Annotated in this window: 13 protein-coding genes; 8 read left to right on the top strand and 5 right to left on the bottom strand. The window is 62.9% G+C overall.

Features of this window, described 5'->3' with window-relative positions; translation table 11 throughout:
* The first annotated feature begins 190 nt into the window (after positions 1–190).
* The 4 genes from ACOYYX_RS07740 (at position 191) to ACOYYX_RS07725 (ending at position 4726) form a co-directional block, all read left to right on the top strand.
* The gene (locus ACOYYX_RS07740) at positions 191–397 is read left to right on the top strand and encodes a hypothetical protein (protein WP_422929355.1); all 207 of its coding nucleotides are present in this window, start codon (positions 191–193) and stop codon (positions 395–397) included.
* Positions 398–710: 313 nt separating this feature from the next.
* A complete protein-coding gene (locus ACOYYX_RS07735; protein ID WP_422929354.1) occupies positions 711–2771 on the top strand; it encodes a hypothetical protein in 2061 nt (686 codons plus the stop codon).
* Positions 2772–2840: 69 nt separating this feature from the next.
* Positions 2841–3080 carry a hypothetical protein gene (locus ACOYYX_RS07730; RefSeq protein WP_422929353.1) on the top strand — a complete coding sequence of 80 codons (240 nt, stop codon included), beginning with the start codon at positions 2841–2843 and terminating at the stop codon, positions 3078–3080.
* Between the two features lie 344 nt (positions 3081–3424).
* Complete coding sequence (locus ACOYYX_RS07725) at positions 3425–4726, top strand: serine hydrolase domain-containing protein (RefSeq protein WP_422929352.1); 1302 nt, start codon at positions 3425–3427, stop codon at positions 4724–4726.
* 414 nt (positions 4727–5140) lie between these two features.
* Here ACOYYX_RS07725 and ACOYYX_RS07720 read toward each other — a convergent pair whose 3' ends face one another.
* The gene (locus ACOYYX_RS07720; protein WP_422929351.1) at positions 5141–6001 is read right to left on the bottom strand and encodes a hypothetical protein; all 861 of its coding nucleotides are present in this window, start codon (positions 5999–6001) and stop codon (positions 5141–5143) included.
* Positions 6002–6616: 615 nt separating this feature from the next.
* Here ACOYYX_RS07720 and ACOYYX_RS07715 point away from each other — a divergent pair.
* The 3 genes from ACOYYX_RS07715 to ACOYYX_RS07705 all read left to right on the top strand — a co-directional run bounded on the left by ACOYYX_RS07715 (position 6617) and on the right by ACOYYX_RS07705 (position 11189).
* On the top strand, positions 6617–7195 hold the full coding sequence (locus ACOYYX_RS07715) for a hypothetical protein (RefSeq protein WP_422929350.1): 579 nt from the start codon (positions 6617–6619) through the stop codon (positions 7193–7195).
* Positions 7196–7353: 158 nt separating this feature from the next.
* Entirely contained in the window at positions 7354–8367 is a 1014-nt protein-coding gene (locus ACOYYX_RS07710) for a methyltransferase (RefSeq protein WP_422929349.1), read from the top strand.
* A gap of 200 nt (positions 8368–8567) precedes the next feature.
* On the top strand, positions 8568–11189 hold the full coding sequence (locus ACOYYX_RS07705; protein WP_422929348.1) for an alpha-amylase family glycosyl hydrolase: 2622 nt from the start codon (positions 8568–8570) through the stop codon (positions 11187–11189).
* A gap of 109 nt (positions 11190–11298) precedes the next feature.
* Here ACOYYX_RS07705 and ACOYYX_RS07700 read toward each other — a convergent pair whose 3' ends face one another.
* A complete protein-coding gene (locus ACOYYX_RS07700) occupies positions 11299–11676 on the bottom strand; it encodes a hypothetical protein (RefSeq protein WP_422929347.1) in 378 nt (125 codons plus the stop codon).
* Between the two features lie 270 nt (positions 11677–11946).
* On the opposite strand from ACOYYX_RS07700, the gene ACOYYX_RS07695 reads away from it, so the two are divergent.
* Positions 11947–12495 (top strand): hypothetical protein, encoded by a 549-nt coding sequence (locus ACOYYX_RS07695; protein WP_422929346.1) that lies wholly within the window; start codon positions 11947–11949, stop codon positions 12493–12495.
* A 135-nt stretch (positions 12496–12630) separates the two neighbouring features.
* Here ACOYYX_RS07695 and ACOYYX_RS07690 read toward each other — a convergent pair whose 3' ends face one another.
* From ACOYYX_RS07690 to ACOYYX_RS07680, 3 genes are all read right to left on the bottom strand, one after another.
* Positions 12631–12762 (bottom strand): hypothetical protein, encoded by a 132-nt coding sequence (locus ACOYYX_RS07690; protein WP_422929345.1) that lies wholly within the window; start codon positions 12760–12762, stop codon positions 12631–12633.
* A gap of 614 nt (positions 12763–13376) precedes the next feature.
* Positions 13377–14033: a hypothetical protein gene (locus ACOYYX_RS07685; protein ID WP_422929344.1), complete on the bottom strand. Its 657-nt coding sequence runs from the start codon at positions 14031–14033 to the stop codon at positions 13377–13379.
* Between the two features lie 101 nt (positions 14034–14134).
* Positions 14135–14650, bottom strand: coding sequence for a thermonuclease family protein (locus ACOYYX_RS07680; protein ID WP_422929343.1), 516 nt, complete (start codon positions 14648–14650; stop codon positions 14135–14137).
* Positions 14651–14736: the final 86 nt, after the last annotated feature.

Genomic DNA, 14736 nt, shown 5'->3' with positions numbered 1-14736 from the left:
ATCCTCGGGTCGCGGGAGCGTTGTGGTGCGTTTGGCCGCCGGGCATCATGGGCCCGACATTGCCCATTAACATGTCCCACCGAATTCAACGATTGATTTTTCAGACTTGTACATAAATATTCATAACTGTTTGATGACATGATGGTTTTGCGCCGATTTGTGCATTGTCGCGCCGAGAAGACGGCGAGGCATGCCGGCTCAAGATGGGCAGATTGAGGCCGTCTACGATGCAGGCCCGCGCCGGAGCCGGCATCAGCGAGTCGGCAATCTTTCCGCCGAAATGCGGAATCTCGACCCGCTCATCAGCCTTCCCGCCATCCGAGCCCTGCGCGAAAACGGCGCCCCCGCAGTACCGATGCTCGTCGCGACCCTTGCCGATGGCAGCCCCGTCGTGTGACGCCTCGCCGAGTCTCCCGGATCAGCCTCATCAGAAACAGAAGCGAATCCCATCGCGCCCCAAGATTGAGCCGCCGAGCCTCGCGAAACCCTCGATCCGGCCAGATCCGGATCCGTCGTAAAACAATCATGTGTTCATGATTTCATAAGGGAAACGCCTCCCGCGAGAATTCGAGAGTCGTGCCATCTTGCAGGCTCCTAATCCAGTCCTATCTTGAAAGTATGAAAGGAGTAGTACTAAAATAATCCCTCTTCCCCCCTTGAATCTTGAACGCCGATCTTCGATATATCTCGCGCCGGAGGTTCGTCCCCCCATGCGACGCGTGCTGGTCTACGGCCTGATTGTTCTGGCCTCGGTCGCTGTACTCTTTGGCGTTCGCCATCAGCTACAGCAGGTGGAATCCCTCCAGGCCGCGGCGGCCGCATCGGCAAAGCCCATCGACACTTCGGCCGAGCCGGATGAGCCCGCGGTCAGTCCCCGGGCCCCGAAACCCTGGCCCAGGTCCGAGGCCGGTTTCTCGGTCCTCCAGCAGGCGGACAAGACTCCCATGGCGCCGATCCCGCAGGATCCCGAGGCGATCAAGAAGCGTCGTGATGACATGCTGGCCTGGAACCGCAGGACGCTCGGCGAGGCCTATGAAAAGGTCGGCAAGAAGGACCCTCGCTGGGACGAGCCGGCGCGCAAGGCCTTCGACCTGGCCGCCCGCCATTTCAGCCTGACGGTCGATCCGCAAGTGACTTACGACGAGATCTACAAAGGGGCCAGGGCCGCCGTGGATGCCGGCTGCGATGACCCGTTGCTGGCGTATGTCTATGCCAGGACGTCGGTCGGGGAGAATTATCCCGGCGAAGAGGAGTTGATTCGTCGAGCCCAGGCCGCGGCCAAGGGGCTCGCGGCTAGCCAATATCCTGCCTTTCGCCGCGCCGTGGCCCTGCGCTTCAGCGGCGAGATGGCCCTCGCCGGCCAGAACCCGAGCGAAGAAAACCGCGAAGCGGCCCGTCGCGACTTCGACGCCGCTCTCGCCCTGATCGAAGAGAGCGTGGCCAAGGACGAGCACAATGCGTTCTGGGAGGCCAACTGGGACTCGACGCTGCTGGATTTGATCAGGGGCCATCGAACCCTCGGCGCCCCCCCGGTGGAAGCCTACAACATCGTCGACGCCGGCCTCGAGCGGGTCGCCGGCGCCAAGTACCTCAGGCTCCTCCTCCGCGGGAAGTTCTGGCTCACGTTCGGATGGGAAGCCCGCACGATCGCGTTCGCCCCCGACGTCCCCAAGGGGGGCTTCGAAACGATGGAGAAGCGTCTTGCCATCGCCAAGAAGGCCCTCAAAGAGGCCTGGGAGGTCGAGCCCGATTCGATCGAGGTCCCGCAATGTCTCATGGAGATCGACAAGGGGGTCGGCGGCGATCGGGAGACGATGGAACTCTGGTTCGACCGCGCGATCAAGGCCAACGGCGACGATCGGATGATCTGCTTCTCGAAGCTCGATTGGCTTGATCCCAAGTGGCACGGCACCGCCGAGGAAATGATCGCCTTCGGCCGTGCCTGCCGCGACACGAAGAACTCGCGGACCGGCATCACGCTGCTGGTCGCCGATGCGCATTACCGGCTCTCCACCATGCTCGGCAACGAAAAGTCCAAATACCTGGCGATGCCCGAGGTCTGGGCCGATATCTCGTCCGTCTACGACGAGTACCTGAAGCATCATCCGACGGACGACCTCGCCCGGAGCAAGTACGCGACCTTCTGCTACGAGAGCGGACATTACCGCCAGGCCGAGGTCCAGTACGTGATCCTGGGGGATCGCCTCATGCAATGGAGCGAAATCCCCTACCTCCCGCTCGCCACGATGAAGGAGATTCGCGAGAAGAATGCGAAAATCCTCATGAACAAGGCGAAAGGTTTTTCCTTCAAGGGCTGGCACTATCGCCAGAGCAAGACCGACGAAGGGGAGTGGCACATCCAGGCCCCTGAGCATGTGGACATCCGGCAAAAGCCCGGGCTTCTCGGGGGCGAGAACCAGACCTGGGGTTGCGACGCCGCGGGGATGACTTATGAGTTCCGGGTGATCGAAATCCCCGACTCCCTCCGGGACAAGGGCCCGGAAGCTGTCCTGGATGCCGCCCGCGACGAGGTCGCGAAGCAATTCGGCGGCGAGCCTCGCGACCAGGGAGAGACGATGCTCGCGGCCCGCCCCGCGCGACAGTTCTCCATCGATGCGACCAGGCCGATTTCGACCCACATGCGGTTCAAGTCCATCGTCCTCGGCCGCAGGGTCTATCTGCTCTCCGTGGCGGGCAGTCAGAAACGAATCAACGGCCACGATGCCAACGAATTCTTCGACGCGTTCTCCTATCAGCCGATCGCGAAGTGATCCACATTGGATAGTTCTCCACGCATCTCTTGATCGCGGCGAGGGCGAACGACCATGCGGATACCACGAATGTCCACGCGTCGCTGGATGATCGCGGTCGCGGTCTTCGCCCTGGCCATGCCCGTGACCCGGTTGGAGAGCGAGAGATCCCGAAAGCTCTCCGCGGAGGCGGAACGGGCGGGCCAGATCGCCAGGTACTACCAGTCCAGGAAGCAAAACACGGCGGCCAACTTCTACCGGGCGAGGAGTCAGAAATACGCTCGCGCCGCGAGCCCGTTGCGATTTCTCATGTTGTGGACGTCCGACTGACGGCTCGCCTTCCCGATGTCGGAACGTTCCGAACCTCGTATCGACCTCGTGCTACTCCCATGCCGTAGTCGCAAACTCACACGTCGACCACCGAGACTGATACCCTCTCGCCTTATCATGGGCTCGTCCGAGGATGGATCGACCCAGGCCATCCGAAGCGACTGGTCACGATCCCTCAAATCAACACGCCTCGAAACTCTCGCCACGTTATAGAGTGGTCCGTCGCTTTCGCGTCGTCGCGTGTGTATAGTGGCCCCGGGGTCAGGACCTAGATAAGCAAGGCAAAATATTCCGGCAATTTCAGATCAAGAGCCGGTCCGTTCGGTTGGCATGGAGACGACACCGTGAGTCAGTCGATGGCGCGTGGCGAAGGCGGGACCGGGGAGCTTCGTGGCGGAGGACGGCGAAGGCGAAGGACGCTCCTCTCCGTCTGCGAGGCCCTGGAAACACGCGAGATGCTCTCGACGGTGGCTCCGCTCCAGCATTCCGCGACGAGTGCCGTGCCGACGGCCCTGATCGGCCACGTCCGGGCCGGCAACCAGCCCGCCATCTCCGCCGCCGCGACCTCCTTGGCGGCCGCGGCCACGAGGTCGGCGGCGCTGACGCAGGCGCTCCAGCGGGTGATGGATCAATACCACATCCCCGGCGCGCTCGCGGGAGTCTGGACTCCGGGCAAGCCACTCTGGTTATCGGCCCAGGGCTATGCGGACGTCGCCAGCGGCGAGCCGATGTCGCTGCGGGATCGGGTCCAGATCCGGAGCGCCACCAAGTCCTTCACCGTGACGCTCGTCCTGCAACTCGCGCGGGCCCAGCGGCTCTCCCTGTCCGACCCGATTTCGAAGTACGTGCCGGGCATCCCCAACGGCGACCGGATCACGCTGGCCGAGCTCGCGGGCATGACCAGCGGCATCAAGAATTACACCGACGTTGATGCCTTCCGTCAGAAGTTCGGCTCGGACTTCGCGGCCGAGTGGACGAATCAGGAGATCGTCGACCTGACGATCCCGAGTTCGCCGGTCTTCTCCCCCGGGGCCCAGTACAACTACAGCAACACGAACACCGTCCTCCTGGGGATGGCCGTGGAGAAAGTGACCGGACGACCGCTCGCCCAGACGCTCAACGCGCGCATCTTCCGGCCGCTCGGCCTCACGAAGACCGCCTACATCGACGGCCTCCCCGACGTCTCGCCCACCCCGACGAACTACGAGGTCGACCCGAAGACCGGCGAGTTGGAGGTCCTCCCGAAGGTCAACCTCTCGGCCCTCGGCCCGTCCGGCGCGATGGTCTCGACGCTCCCCGACATGCTCCGCTGGGGTCGAGCCCTTGGCACCGGCCGACTGATCGGCCCCCAGCTCTTGCAGCTTCGCGAACAGACCTCTCGACCTGCCACCGACGGCCCCGAGTACGACCGCTACGGCCTGGGCATGGGCGAGCTTAACGGCTGGTGGGGCCACACGGGCGACGGCATCGGCGCCCAGGTCGCGATCATGTTCGACCCCGTCACGCGCTCGGTGATCGCCGTCTCCGTGAACTCGACTCAGCCGGTGAACGTCGCCACGCAGATCTTCAAGGCCCTTGCCAACGTCGTCCGCCCCGGCAGCGGCCCCGAGTCGATCGACACGGGCAGCGACTTCCCCCTCTCCTGAATTGTGATCCAACCCCGCCATCTCCGCTCAGATTTCGACCTGACGGCACCTGAGCGGAGATGGCAGCAATTTCTTCAAGTCCGCCTGCCGGTCATCGAGGCCGGAGTGAATCGTCGATGACCGTCGCCCGGAAGTCTCACCTGTCGTTGCAGTTCGAGCATGGGCCGGATCGCAGAATGCGTCAAGAAGTCGACGAACTCTCCGGCAATCCGTTGACCCGGTTCGCACCCGCATGCCGTTGCGAGGCGTGCCCATTGTACCGGCGACAAGAAGGCGAACTTCGTGGCTATCGCAGGCCCGATACTCGCGGCAACCTCTGCGAATTGGCCGGAGTACCCTCGGATTTCATTTCGTCAAATCCGTAAAGCCTAACGTATCATATAGACTTGTGAAACCATGATATTTCTACATGGATTACCTAAGATACCCCGATTTTCTCATGACTGGCTCCTTCTCTTGAATCCCCTTGATTCGTTCGGCGAGCAACCGGAGCTGCTCATCATCAAGGATTTCCCTGAGCCTCGCTTCCGGCAGTTTCGATATTTGAAGGAGCACGACCTCTTCGTCGTAAGTTCGAACGGAAATTGGCTGATGACTTGATGCGAGCGCAGCCTCGCGAAGGAACCTTATTTCGAGCTCTCTCGACGGGATGATTGCAGGAGGCTCCGTTTCTTCCAGCAGTGCATGCATGAACTCCGCAGTCTGAGAGTTCGTGAGTGCCATCGTTCGCCGAGCTTTTTTGAGATATTGATTGATCAGGCCCCAGTAACGCCTTCGTCGCACTTTGCGAACTTCGTCGTAATGCGTGGCGAACTGGTCATTGTTCAAGCTGTTTTTCAACGTTTTATAGAAAATCGAATCCTCGCCAAACAGCTCCGTGATCATCGATCGGCGAGTGCCATAGAAGTCTCGAATGAGCCTGATCACCTTGGCGGGACTCGAACTGACGGACCGAAATTCAGTACGCATGGATTCGATCTTGTCGAAAAACAGCTTGATGTCGCCCGTGCCGGCCAATCGCAGGTTCCCCATTTGATCAGGGCTCAAGCCATATTTTTGCTCGAGTTCGTTGATGCGTCTCTCGAGTTCGGCGTCCAGCCATTCGCGAGCATCGATCTCCGCATTAAGAGGTGCAAGGAGGCTTCTTATAAATATCTCTTCAGATATGGACTCCTCGGGCCGAATCTTGACATTCGCCGGGGCCTGCGCCTGGCCGAGGCAAACGGCATTACTGCTCAAGATGATGAGGAACGCGGAGAATCGCAAATAGATCATCGCAAATCCTTTCACAGGCTGTCCTTATTATTTGCACAATGCGAATGTCGCCCGAGCCTGTCCGAAGACTGCGGCTAGCATACGGGAAGGGATCAGCTCACGTCACGCATAACTCACCGCGACGTCATGGCACTCGGCGAAGTCCGACGGGGTAGCGGGCAACGGATCGGCCCATTCGCGATACTGCGGCGCCAGAAAATTTTCCGACCTTGCAGGGTCGTCTCGAAGTCGTGCGAATCGAGTCAACAACGTAATCAGGCAGAAAGCCATCCCGCATGAATTACGAACGATCGGAGCCTTTTTGTTGGAGCGGTACTCCGCTCACATGAAGGATTCACGCCTCGCCAGAGATTGACGCTCGCCCGGATGGAGGCCGCACCTTCTACAACTTGAAATATGCGAGTGGGATCGGTTGGGCCGAGTCGCAGCCGTCCTGAGTCGACCGACGCCGGTCGATAGAGGAACCTCGCCCCTCACTCTCCGTTCATATCTCGACGCGAGATCGCCATTTGCGTCGTGCCTGCGACCCAATCCACGACCTGGATGGCATCCCCGATCGCTCCATGCTCGCGTTGCGGGACCTCGGCTGGTACCATCGCCGGCCGGAGGTCCTCCATGCGACATGTTTCGATCCGAGCGCTGATGGGTGTCGTCGTCTCCCTGGCCCTCGCGCTCGCGGCGTTGAGGAACGCCGACGATCACCGGGCGGGGGGTGCGATAATGGCCACGGCCGCGGTGATTGGCCTCGCGACGGTCGGGGCCGTGTATCACGACGGGCCACGCCGGGCGGCTCGGATGGGGTTCGCGATCTTCGCCGGGGGATACTTCGCCCTGGCATTCCTCGGACTTTCCGATTCGAAATTGGCCATGCTGCCCACGAGCCAGCTCCTGAGCTTTTTCAACAATCAAACCCAATCGACTTACACGTATACAATCGTAAGCATGCCTGTTTCCGAGCCTCTGGGCAACAAAAGCTCCTTGCTCCAGGCCGTGCCGGTCCCGGCACCCAATGACACAAGCGCGCGATGGAAGGCCCTCTTTCCCGGGTCCGCGAATTTCGAGGCCTTCTCGACGATCGGCCACTGCCTGTACACGTTGACGGCCGGCGTCCTCGGAGCGATCATCGCACTCCGTTGCGAGGCGAGGCGGGAGAATCGTCGCGGCGAGGCCGCCAATCTGGCGGGCCCCCGATAAGTCGTCTCCCAGGTTCAAAAGTCCGACCTGAAATCGTTTCATATGCTCTGACGGCACACTCTTCGGGCATCAGGGCCGAAGTGAATCGTCGATGGTCGTGCTTCGGACGTTGAATGAGCCCTTGAGATTGAGGATCCCACGAGGAGTAAGGATACGCGATGAGTACACAAGCACCGTCCCCCGCGTTGTTCTTCGAGACGATTGGCGCCTATCAGCGCACCGAGGCCCTGCGGGCGGCCATCGAGCTCGATGTCTTCACCCACGTCGCGGCGGGCGGGAGCACCGCGGCCGAGCTGGGCGAGGCGTGCAAGGCCGACGCCCGAGGCGTCCGCATCCTCGCGGACTACCTCACGATCCTCGGGTTCCTCCGCAAGAAGGGGGACCGCTACGAGCTGACCGAGGACTCCAGGCTCTTCCTCGATCGCAAGTCGCCGGCCTTCGTGGGAGACGCGGCGCGGTTCATGCTCTCGCCCGATTTGCGCGAGAGCTTCCAGCAACTGACTGAAGCCGTCAGGCGAGGCGGCACGGCGATCTCCGACGAGGGGACGGTCTCGCACGACAACCCGGTCTGGGTCGAGTTCGCCCGCTCGATGGCCCCCCTGATGCAGATGCCAGCTCAGCTCCTGGCGGGCCTGACCGGCGACCTCGCCGGCAGGCCGCTGCGGGTCCTCGACGTCGCCGCCGGCCACGGGCTCTTCGGCATCGCCTTCGCCGCGCGTTACCCCGAGGCCCACGTCACCGCGCTCGACTGGCCGAACGTCCTCGCCGTCGCGAAGGAAAATGCGGCCCGAGCCGGCGTCGCCGACCGCCACGCCCTCCTGCCCGGCAGCGCTTTTGACGTCGACTGGGGCGGCCCCTACGACGTGGTGCTCCTGACCAATTTCCTGCATCACTTCGACGTCCCGACCTGCGAAAAGCTCGCGGCCAAGGCCCACGCCGCCCTCGCCCGCGGCGGTCGCGCGCTGACCCTCGACTTCATCCCCGAGCCCGACCGCGTCACCCCGCCCCCGACCGCCGGCTTCGCGCTCGTCATGCTCGCCACCACCGCCCGCGGCGACGCCTACACCTTCCAGGAACTTGAAGGTATATTCGCCCGCAACGGCTTCTCCCGGAGCGAATTCCACCCCCTCCCCCCCACGACCCAGCAGGTGGTCATCTCCCACAAGGATTGACCTCCGACGACGAAGATCGCGGCGTTCTCCGTCACGAGGCGCCGCGATCTAGCCCACATGTTGAAGGACGACAAATCACCCTCGCGACGGCAATGGCGACCTCCCCGCCAATCAGGCGCTCTCGCGAATCGGGGCCGGGAGCGGGTAGACTGGCCCGGTCGCGAGGCCCTACCTGATACATGATCCGGGATTCCGAACTGATGGCGATCGCTCCATTGCTGCTGTCGTGTTGCCTCTCCTTCTTCGCGGAGCCGCCCGAGGCGGGTGCTCCGGTCGTCCTCGAGAACGACAAGGTCCGGCTCGAGTTCGACGCCAGGACCGGCAGTTGGATCGGCCTGGTCGATCGCCGCGACGGGGCCCAGTTGGTGGCCAAGGGCGGAGCCGCGACGCTCGTGCCGACCCGCCGTCGCGTGCTCGATCCGGAGCGCCTGAAGACGTACGAAGGCACGGGCCGGATCGACCTCGAGGGGGAATGGCTCTACACGCCGAAGCCCCCCGCCGCGACGGCCGAAGCCGGCTTCATCGCCGGGCGTTTCGACGCGACGACCTGGGAGCCGACGCCCGTGCCCAGCCGTGCGGGAATCGGCGATGAGCGCCTCAAGAATCGGACGGGCGACTTCTGGTATCGCCGCACGTTCGAGGTGCCGAAGGGAGCCCTCGACGGCGATGATGAGATGGCGCTCCTGATCGGGGCGGTCGACGACTTCGACATCGCCTACATCAACGGCACGAGGATCGGCCGCACCGGCCAGGACACGCCGCACTTCTGGGAGACCCCCCGGCTCTACCGCTTTCCCGCGAGCCTCTTGCATCGCGATCGCCCCAACGTCCTCATGCTCAAGGTGACGAACGGCTCGGGCGAGGGCGGCATCGGCGGCCCCTTACTGCTGGGTAAGGCCGAGTTGCTGGCCCCGGTCGTGCGCGACGGCGACGAGCCCAGGGCGGTTCGAGCCGAGCGAGGCCGCGACGGCGAGGCCGCCACCCTGGCGCTCTCGGCGACCTCCGAGGGCTACGAGTACCGGGCCGAGTGGACCCTGCCCGCCGGCTCAGCCCGATTCCGCCGTCGGCTCGTCGTCACGAACCGCTCGGACCGCGAGCAGACCTTCCAGACCGGGACGTACGACACGCCGCCGCTGGCCCTGGGCAAGGATCCGTCGATCATCTTCCCGGGATCGCTGCCGGTCGGCGACCAGCCGGCGTCGAAGCTCACCCCCGGCGATTCCATCCGGCCGCGGAGCGAGGAGCCGCTCGTCGTCCTCTGGGACGCCGCGAGCCGTCGAGGCCTCGGATCCTGGTTCGTGGAAGAGGACGAGTTCAGCCCGGTGAACGTCTCGAGGTCGGGGGGCGGGCTGAGTATCCGACACGCGCAGCAGGTCATCGTGAAGCTCAAGCCCGGGGCTTCGGTCAAACTCGGCGATGAACATTTCTGGTTATCTCAGGGGGCACGAGCCGAGGCCCTCTCGGGGATCCGGGAGGTCTACCGCGAGATCGGCCTCAGGGCGCCCGGGCACGTGCCGGCCGACCTGCGATCGATGGTCCTCTATTGCGGCCATCCGGGGGGGCCTCCGGAGCTCGGCTACCGCAATTACGGCGGGTTCCGCGCGGTCGAGGCATACCTCCCGACGCTCGAATCGCTCAAGGTGGACGTGCTCTGGTTCCTGCCGATCTGGGAGCACGGCGATGGCCTGCGCTGGAACCTCTATTCGCCATTCGACCACTTCAAGGTGAGCCCACTTTACGGATCGGAGGACGAGCTGCTGAAGCTCTCGGCCGACGCCGCCAGGCGCAAGATGCGGCTGATGTTTGATCTCGTCCCACATGGCCCGCCCGACGTCTCGCCGCTGGCGAAGGAGCATCCCGAGTATGTCGCGCTCTCGCCCGAAGGCAAGCCGATCTATGCCTGGGAGCAACTCGCCTTCGACAACGCACATCCGGGCTGGCAGGACTACTTCCGCCGCGTCGCCGGGTTCGACGCGAGCCGGTTCAACGCGATCGGAGCCCGGGTCGACTGCGCCGCCGGCGGCCCCTTGAACTGGAACCCCGCGATCACCGACCGCCCCTCGCGCTCCTCGCTCGGCGCCGGCCTGGGCATGACCCGCGCGATCCGCGAGGGATTCCTCAAGGCCCACGACGAGACGATCATCCTCCCGGAAGAATACACCGGTGCGAATATCTACTACCGCGTCTCCGACCTCACCTACGATGCCCAGCTCTATTTCCTGATGACCGACCTGCTCGACCGCAAGGCCTCGCCGTCGGAATGGGCGAAAACCTTCCAGCGGTTCCTGCACGACCAGCAGCAGACGTTGCCCTCGGGCGCCTTGAAGATGCGCTGGATCAGCAACCACGACACGGTCTCGTGGACCTTCCAGAAGAAGCGTCCGCTTGACGCCTACGGCGTCGACCGCATGCGAGCCCTCCTCGGCCTCTGCGCCCTGATCGATGGGGTCCCCATGCTCTACCAAGGGGACGAAGACCCCGCCGTCTACGGCGGCAAAGGCCCCTCGAGCGTCGAGTTCCTCGGTCGGCTCTATTCCCTTCGAAAATCCCTCCCCGCCCTCCGCGACGGCCAGGCCGACTACGATTCCATCCAGGCCACCAACGGCGTCTTTGCCTGCCAGCGGACCTTCGGCGACCAAAAGGCCCTCGTCCTGATCAGCTTCAACCCTGAGGCCGTCGAGACCACCTTATCGGCCGCGAATCCCCTGCCCGCCCACCCCTGGCGTGATGCCTTCAGCGGAGAATCGCTCGGCGACCTCTCTTCCGGACGCATCAAGCTCGCCCCGCATCAAATCCGCGTGCTCGTCCCCGCGACCCGCTGAATTGCCCCCGAAAGCGGATCCTTCAGGATTCGCAGGCAGTCTCGAATACGAGCGCGTTCGAGACGATCCACGATCGTTCGACTCGCTCGTATCATTTTCCTTGGTCTCATCAAGCTAAGGTCCAACCTAGCCCGTAGCATCGAAGGCAGCGGAGTGGCTTTCCTTCGAGTGAGACCATCATGGAGGCCGGGAACCATCTGGAGCCTCCGCAGATGCCGCAAACGACCGCGGTTTCGGGCCGCGAGGGTAGCATGTCGATCAACTCCGGCAGGCCGATTGCGCCCGACCATCGCACAATCTCCGACGCGATGTCGCGGGCATCCCGCAAGATTTTGGGGTCGTCTCCTTCCCCGAAATTCTCGTACCAGACGTGCCCCTCGACATCGAGGAACGACGCTCGCCCCATGAAGACCTGGAGCATGACCACCTCGCGTTCGTAGAAGATTTCGCACACGATCGGAGGTCGGCCGGCCAGGTGCTCGGCCATCTGATATTCCCGCACTTGCCGCAGGCGCCGGATTGTTGGCTCGCCGAGACTCAGTCCCGCGCAGTCGAGTTCGGTCAGGCGATCTCCGGGCCAGGGATCTGACCGGTTTCCGGGGGTTTCGTCCTGCATGCGGAAAGTGTACTCGCGGATGAGAGGTCACACAGACATTCCGAATGATTTCACGAAGAATCGGAGACTATAGTACCGTTCCCGGAGTCGGGCGATGATGAGGTACTAACGGGTTCTCCGAAATTCGCGGATCACTTCAACATGGATACTCAAGCAATCCGTAAGGCGTTCTCGGATTTCCTGGGCAAGGATCGGTATAACACGTTCGTCGAAGGCCATAATCCCACGGAGCGGTTGAGGTTCTGGCAGGAGGAAGCCTGGAGGACTTTCGTCATCGCGTGCCCTGAGTCCGCCGTGACCATGGAGGAACTCAGGGCGGCACTCTATCTCTGTGCCAGGCACGATCTCGACCTCATTCAGGGGACGATGGGCCAATGGTATTGCCCGAAGTGTCATGAAGAGAAGTTGATCCGGATTGCGCGAGACAAGGCCGCACCTTCGTTATTCAGCGAGATGAGGCGACCTCATCATGCCCCGGATGAGGGCCTACCCGTTCCCGATTTGATCGAAGCGCTCCGTGCCATCGAGAACTCGGATAAGGTCCCGGACAAGGCGGTGATGAGCCTCTCGTTGCATCCGAACGGAATGATCATGGTCACCACAGGGGGGCGCACGGGCGGGTCTATGATCGTCCTCCGGCGCGATGAGACGGGTTGGGAGGTCGCCGAATCCGGAGGGTGGTGTTCGTGACAGGCTTCAGTGAGGATCGTCAGGCGCCCCGAACGGCGCCGCCCTCGCTCGCGAGGCTCGACGGATCACGCCGTCGGATTGGCTTGCTGCCCCCGCCGCGGAGGCCGGTGAGGCCGTCGAGGCTCGTGGCGTTCTTCAGGGCCTTGTAGCCTCGAGCCCGTCGGGGCCGTTGTTGAGGTCGTAGTCGATGAGTTGGGAGCGATCCTGCTTGTACGCGTACGGGGGTACTTCGAAGCCGCAGGCGTCGGCAAAGAGCTCGACATCCACGACGATCAGGGCTCGTGCTCCCGGTTATTCGGGGGAGCCGGCGGGCAGGTTTCCCACTCGATGTCTCCTGTTCGAAGACCCGGCCGCAGCAGTAGAAGTGGAGGATGAGAGGGCGGCCCTCGAAGGCGCAGAACATGAGGGTGATGCGCCCGTTGTCGCGTAGGTGGGCCACCGTCTCGGTCCCGCTGCCAACGAGGTCGAGGTAGGCCACCTTGCGAGGCCCCAAGATGCGGAACGTGCCCAGACCCATCCTCAAACGTTTATGCAACCTTCCGGATTTCTGGCGCCGTCCCCACGAAGAACGTGCGCTACTGCCCGATGAAATCAGACAACCTCGGGTCGATCTCGTCGTATTGCTTGCCCATCGCCGATCCTCGTGCCCGTTCGTTCATCCGTCGGATCATCGAGAGGGAGTAAAGATGCAGTCCAGGGCTGACATCCATAGTATCGAATACATATTTTCGAGAGACCAAGGGACTTCGAGTCCTTGCGAGTGATCCGCCCGGTCCAGGACACGTGCCGGCTGAATAGGGTTCGCATCGCGACGAAGGCCTATTCCCCGAGCATCGAGTCCGAAGGGACGACGGAGGCGATCGAATCAACTTGTCTTTAATTCATGACGTATTTGAGCCCACCCAGACCCAGTCGCCGGCCATTTGCGGGCTCGCGCCGTCGCGACCCGGTGGATAATTTTGCCGGGGGTAATAGCGGAAGGTGCCGAATAGGAAAGGAGGAAAATATCGGACGTCCACGACGAGACACCAGGGATTGCCGGAGTAATCCTGGGCCTTCTTGCCGACGAGGTAGCTGTAACTACCGATCGGAGGGCTTGGAATTCCGCTCAGGGAGTCGGGAACCAGATCGGACAACTTCGAGGGCGGTCGTCCGTGAGCGGTCTCGTAGGCGGTGATGGCCCGAATGAGGGGTTCGCTTTGTCGGGGTAGACGTTCACGGCCCTGTTTCCAGTAGAGGAACGATAGGTATTCACCCCCGACCATCGCGGGCACGAAGAGTAACGAGGCCACGAGCCAGTACAGGCTCGTCTTGCGATACGATCGGAAAAAGAGAAACAGCGGGCCAAGTAGAATGATCGGCAGGGCGAAGGGGATCAAGAACCACGACGCCACACCGAACATCAGGCCTACCATCCCGAGGTGCGAAGCGATCCACCAAGGCGTGTTCGCCAGCCAAAAGGAAAGCGGCTTGATCCAGAGCATGGAACTCGCGATCAGAGCCATCTGCAGATAGTCTCTGCGGCTGTAGCCTTCCATACTTCGCCCTCGACACGGCACCTCGATGTCTCGCCATCGAAGTTCCAGCTTACAACAGAGAGTCTTCCCATCGAGCATCAATCAGTGCGAGGGAATGCCGGTTAGCGTCGGGATCGCGAGGCAGTGCGCGGGTTGGCGGTTTGGGGACGACGGGCCTTGCGGTATTCCCAGGGGGGAATCGGGTTGCGTTGGCTCCAGAGGCCGAGGCGTTTCTTGCGGGCATAGGACTGGCGGCGGTAGAGGTCGTTATCGCTCGGGGCGTATTGCCGGTACCACCAGGCGAGGCCTTGGCTCACCATCTCGCGGCCAAGGTTGCGGCCGTCGGGGAGGATGACCTCGGCGACGACGCGGCCGTAGCGATCCTTATCGTGAGGGCGGATCGTGACGGTCTTGCCGAAGCACATCGCGGAGGCCACGCGCTTGGCCTTCGAGCCGAAATCCTGGCGCGTCTCGGGGGCGTCGACGCCGTAGAGGCGGATGCGTTGCCGCGTCTTGTTGGCGGTCAGGACGGTGATGGTGTCGCCGTCGGAGACGCCCACGACCCGCGCGCCGTAATCCGGCCGCGCGCAGGCGGGGATCGTCAGGAACATCAGGGCGATGGCGAAGAGTCTGGACATAAGGGCAGTCTATCCCATCGAACTCGGCCGGGCCAGTGCAGCCAGGTCGGGAGGCCTCTCGACCCTGGCATGACTGCGTTTGAAGA

It is taken from the genome of Singulisphaera chitinilytica (assembly GCF_049331405.1).
In the GTDB taxonomy this organism is placed as follows: domain Bacteria; phylum Planctomycetota; class Planctomycetia; order Isosphaerales; family Isosphaeraceae; genus PoT.
The sequence above is the reverse complement of the archived record's forward strand: the minus strand, read 5'-3'. Positions and strand labels throughout refer to the sequence as shown.

What these genes read in the sequence shown, in the direction of transcription:
- ACOYYX_RS07740 (WP_422929355.1), top strand. Translation starts at nt 191, where the DNA reads ATGCCGGCTCAAGATGGGCAGATTGAGGCCGTCTACGATGCAGGCCCG.
- ACOYYX_RS07730 (WP_422929353.1), top strand. Translation starts at nt 2,841, where the DNA reads ATGTCCACGCGTCGCTGGATGATCGCGGTCGCGGTCTTCGCCCTGGCC.
- ACOYYX_RS07710 (WP_422929349.1), top strand. Translation starts at nt 7,354, where the DNA reads ATGAGTACACAAGCACCGTCCCCCGCGTTGTTCTTCGAGACGATTGGC.
- ACOYYX_RS07685 (WP_422929344.1), bottom strand. Translation starts at nt 14,033, where the DNA reads ATGGAAGGCTACAGCCGCAGAGACTATCTGCAGATGGCTCTGATCGCG.
- ACOYYX_RS07715 (WP_422929350.1), top strand. Translation starts at nt 6,617, where the DNA reads ATGCGACATGTTTCGATCCGAGCGCTGATGGGTGTCGTCGTCTCCCTG.
- ACOYYX_RS07705 (WP_422929348.1), top strand. Translation starts at nt 8,568, where the DNA reads ATGGCGATCGCTCCATTGCTGCTGTCGTGTTGCCTCTCCTTCTTCGCG.
- ACOYYX_RS07680 (WP_422929343.1), bottom strand. Translation starts at nt 14,650, where the DNA reads ATGTCCAGACTCTTCGCCATCGCCCTGATGTTCCTGACGATCCCCGCC.
- ACOYYX_RS07720 (WP_422929351.1), bottom strand. Translation starts at nt 6,001, where the DNA reads ATGATCTATTTGCGATTCTCCGCGTTCCTCATCATCTTGAGCAGTAAT.
- ACOYYX_RS07695 (WP_422929346.1), top strand. Translation starts at nt 11,947, where the DNA reads ATGGATACTCAAGCAATCCGTAAGGCGTTCTCGGATTTCCTGGGCAAG.
- ACOYYX_RS07735 (WP_422929354.1), top strand. Translation starts at nt 711, where the DNA reads ATGCGACGCGTGCTGGTCTACGGCCTGATTGTTCTGGCCTCGGTCGCT.
- ACOYYX_RS07700 (WP_422929347.1), bottom strand. Translation starts at nt 11,676, where the DNA reads ATGGCCGAGCACCTGGCCGGCCGACCTCCGATCGTGTGCGAAATCTTC.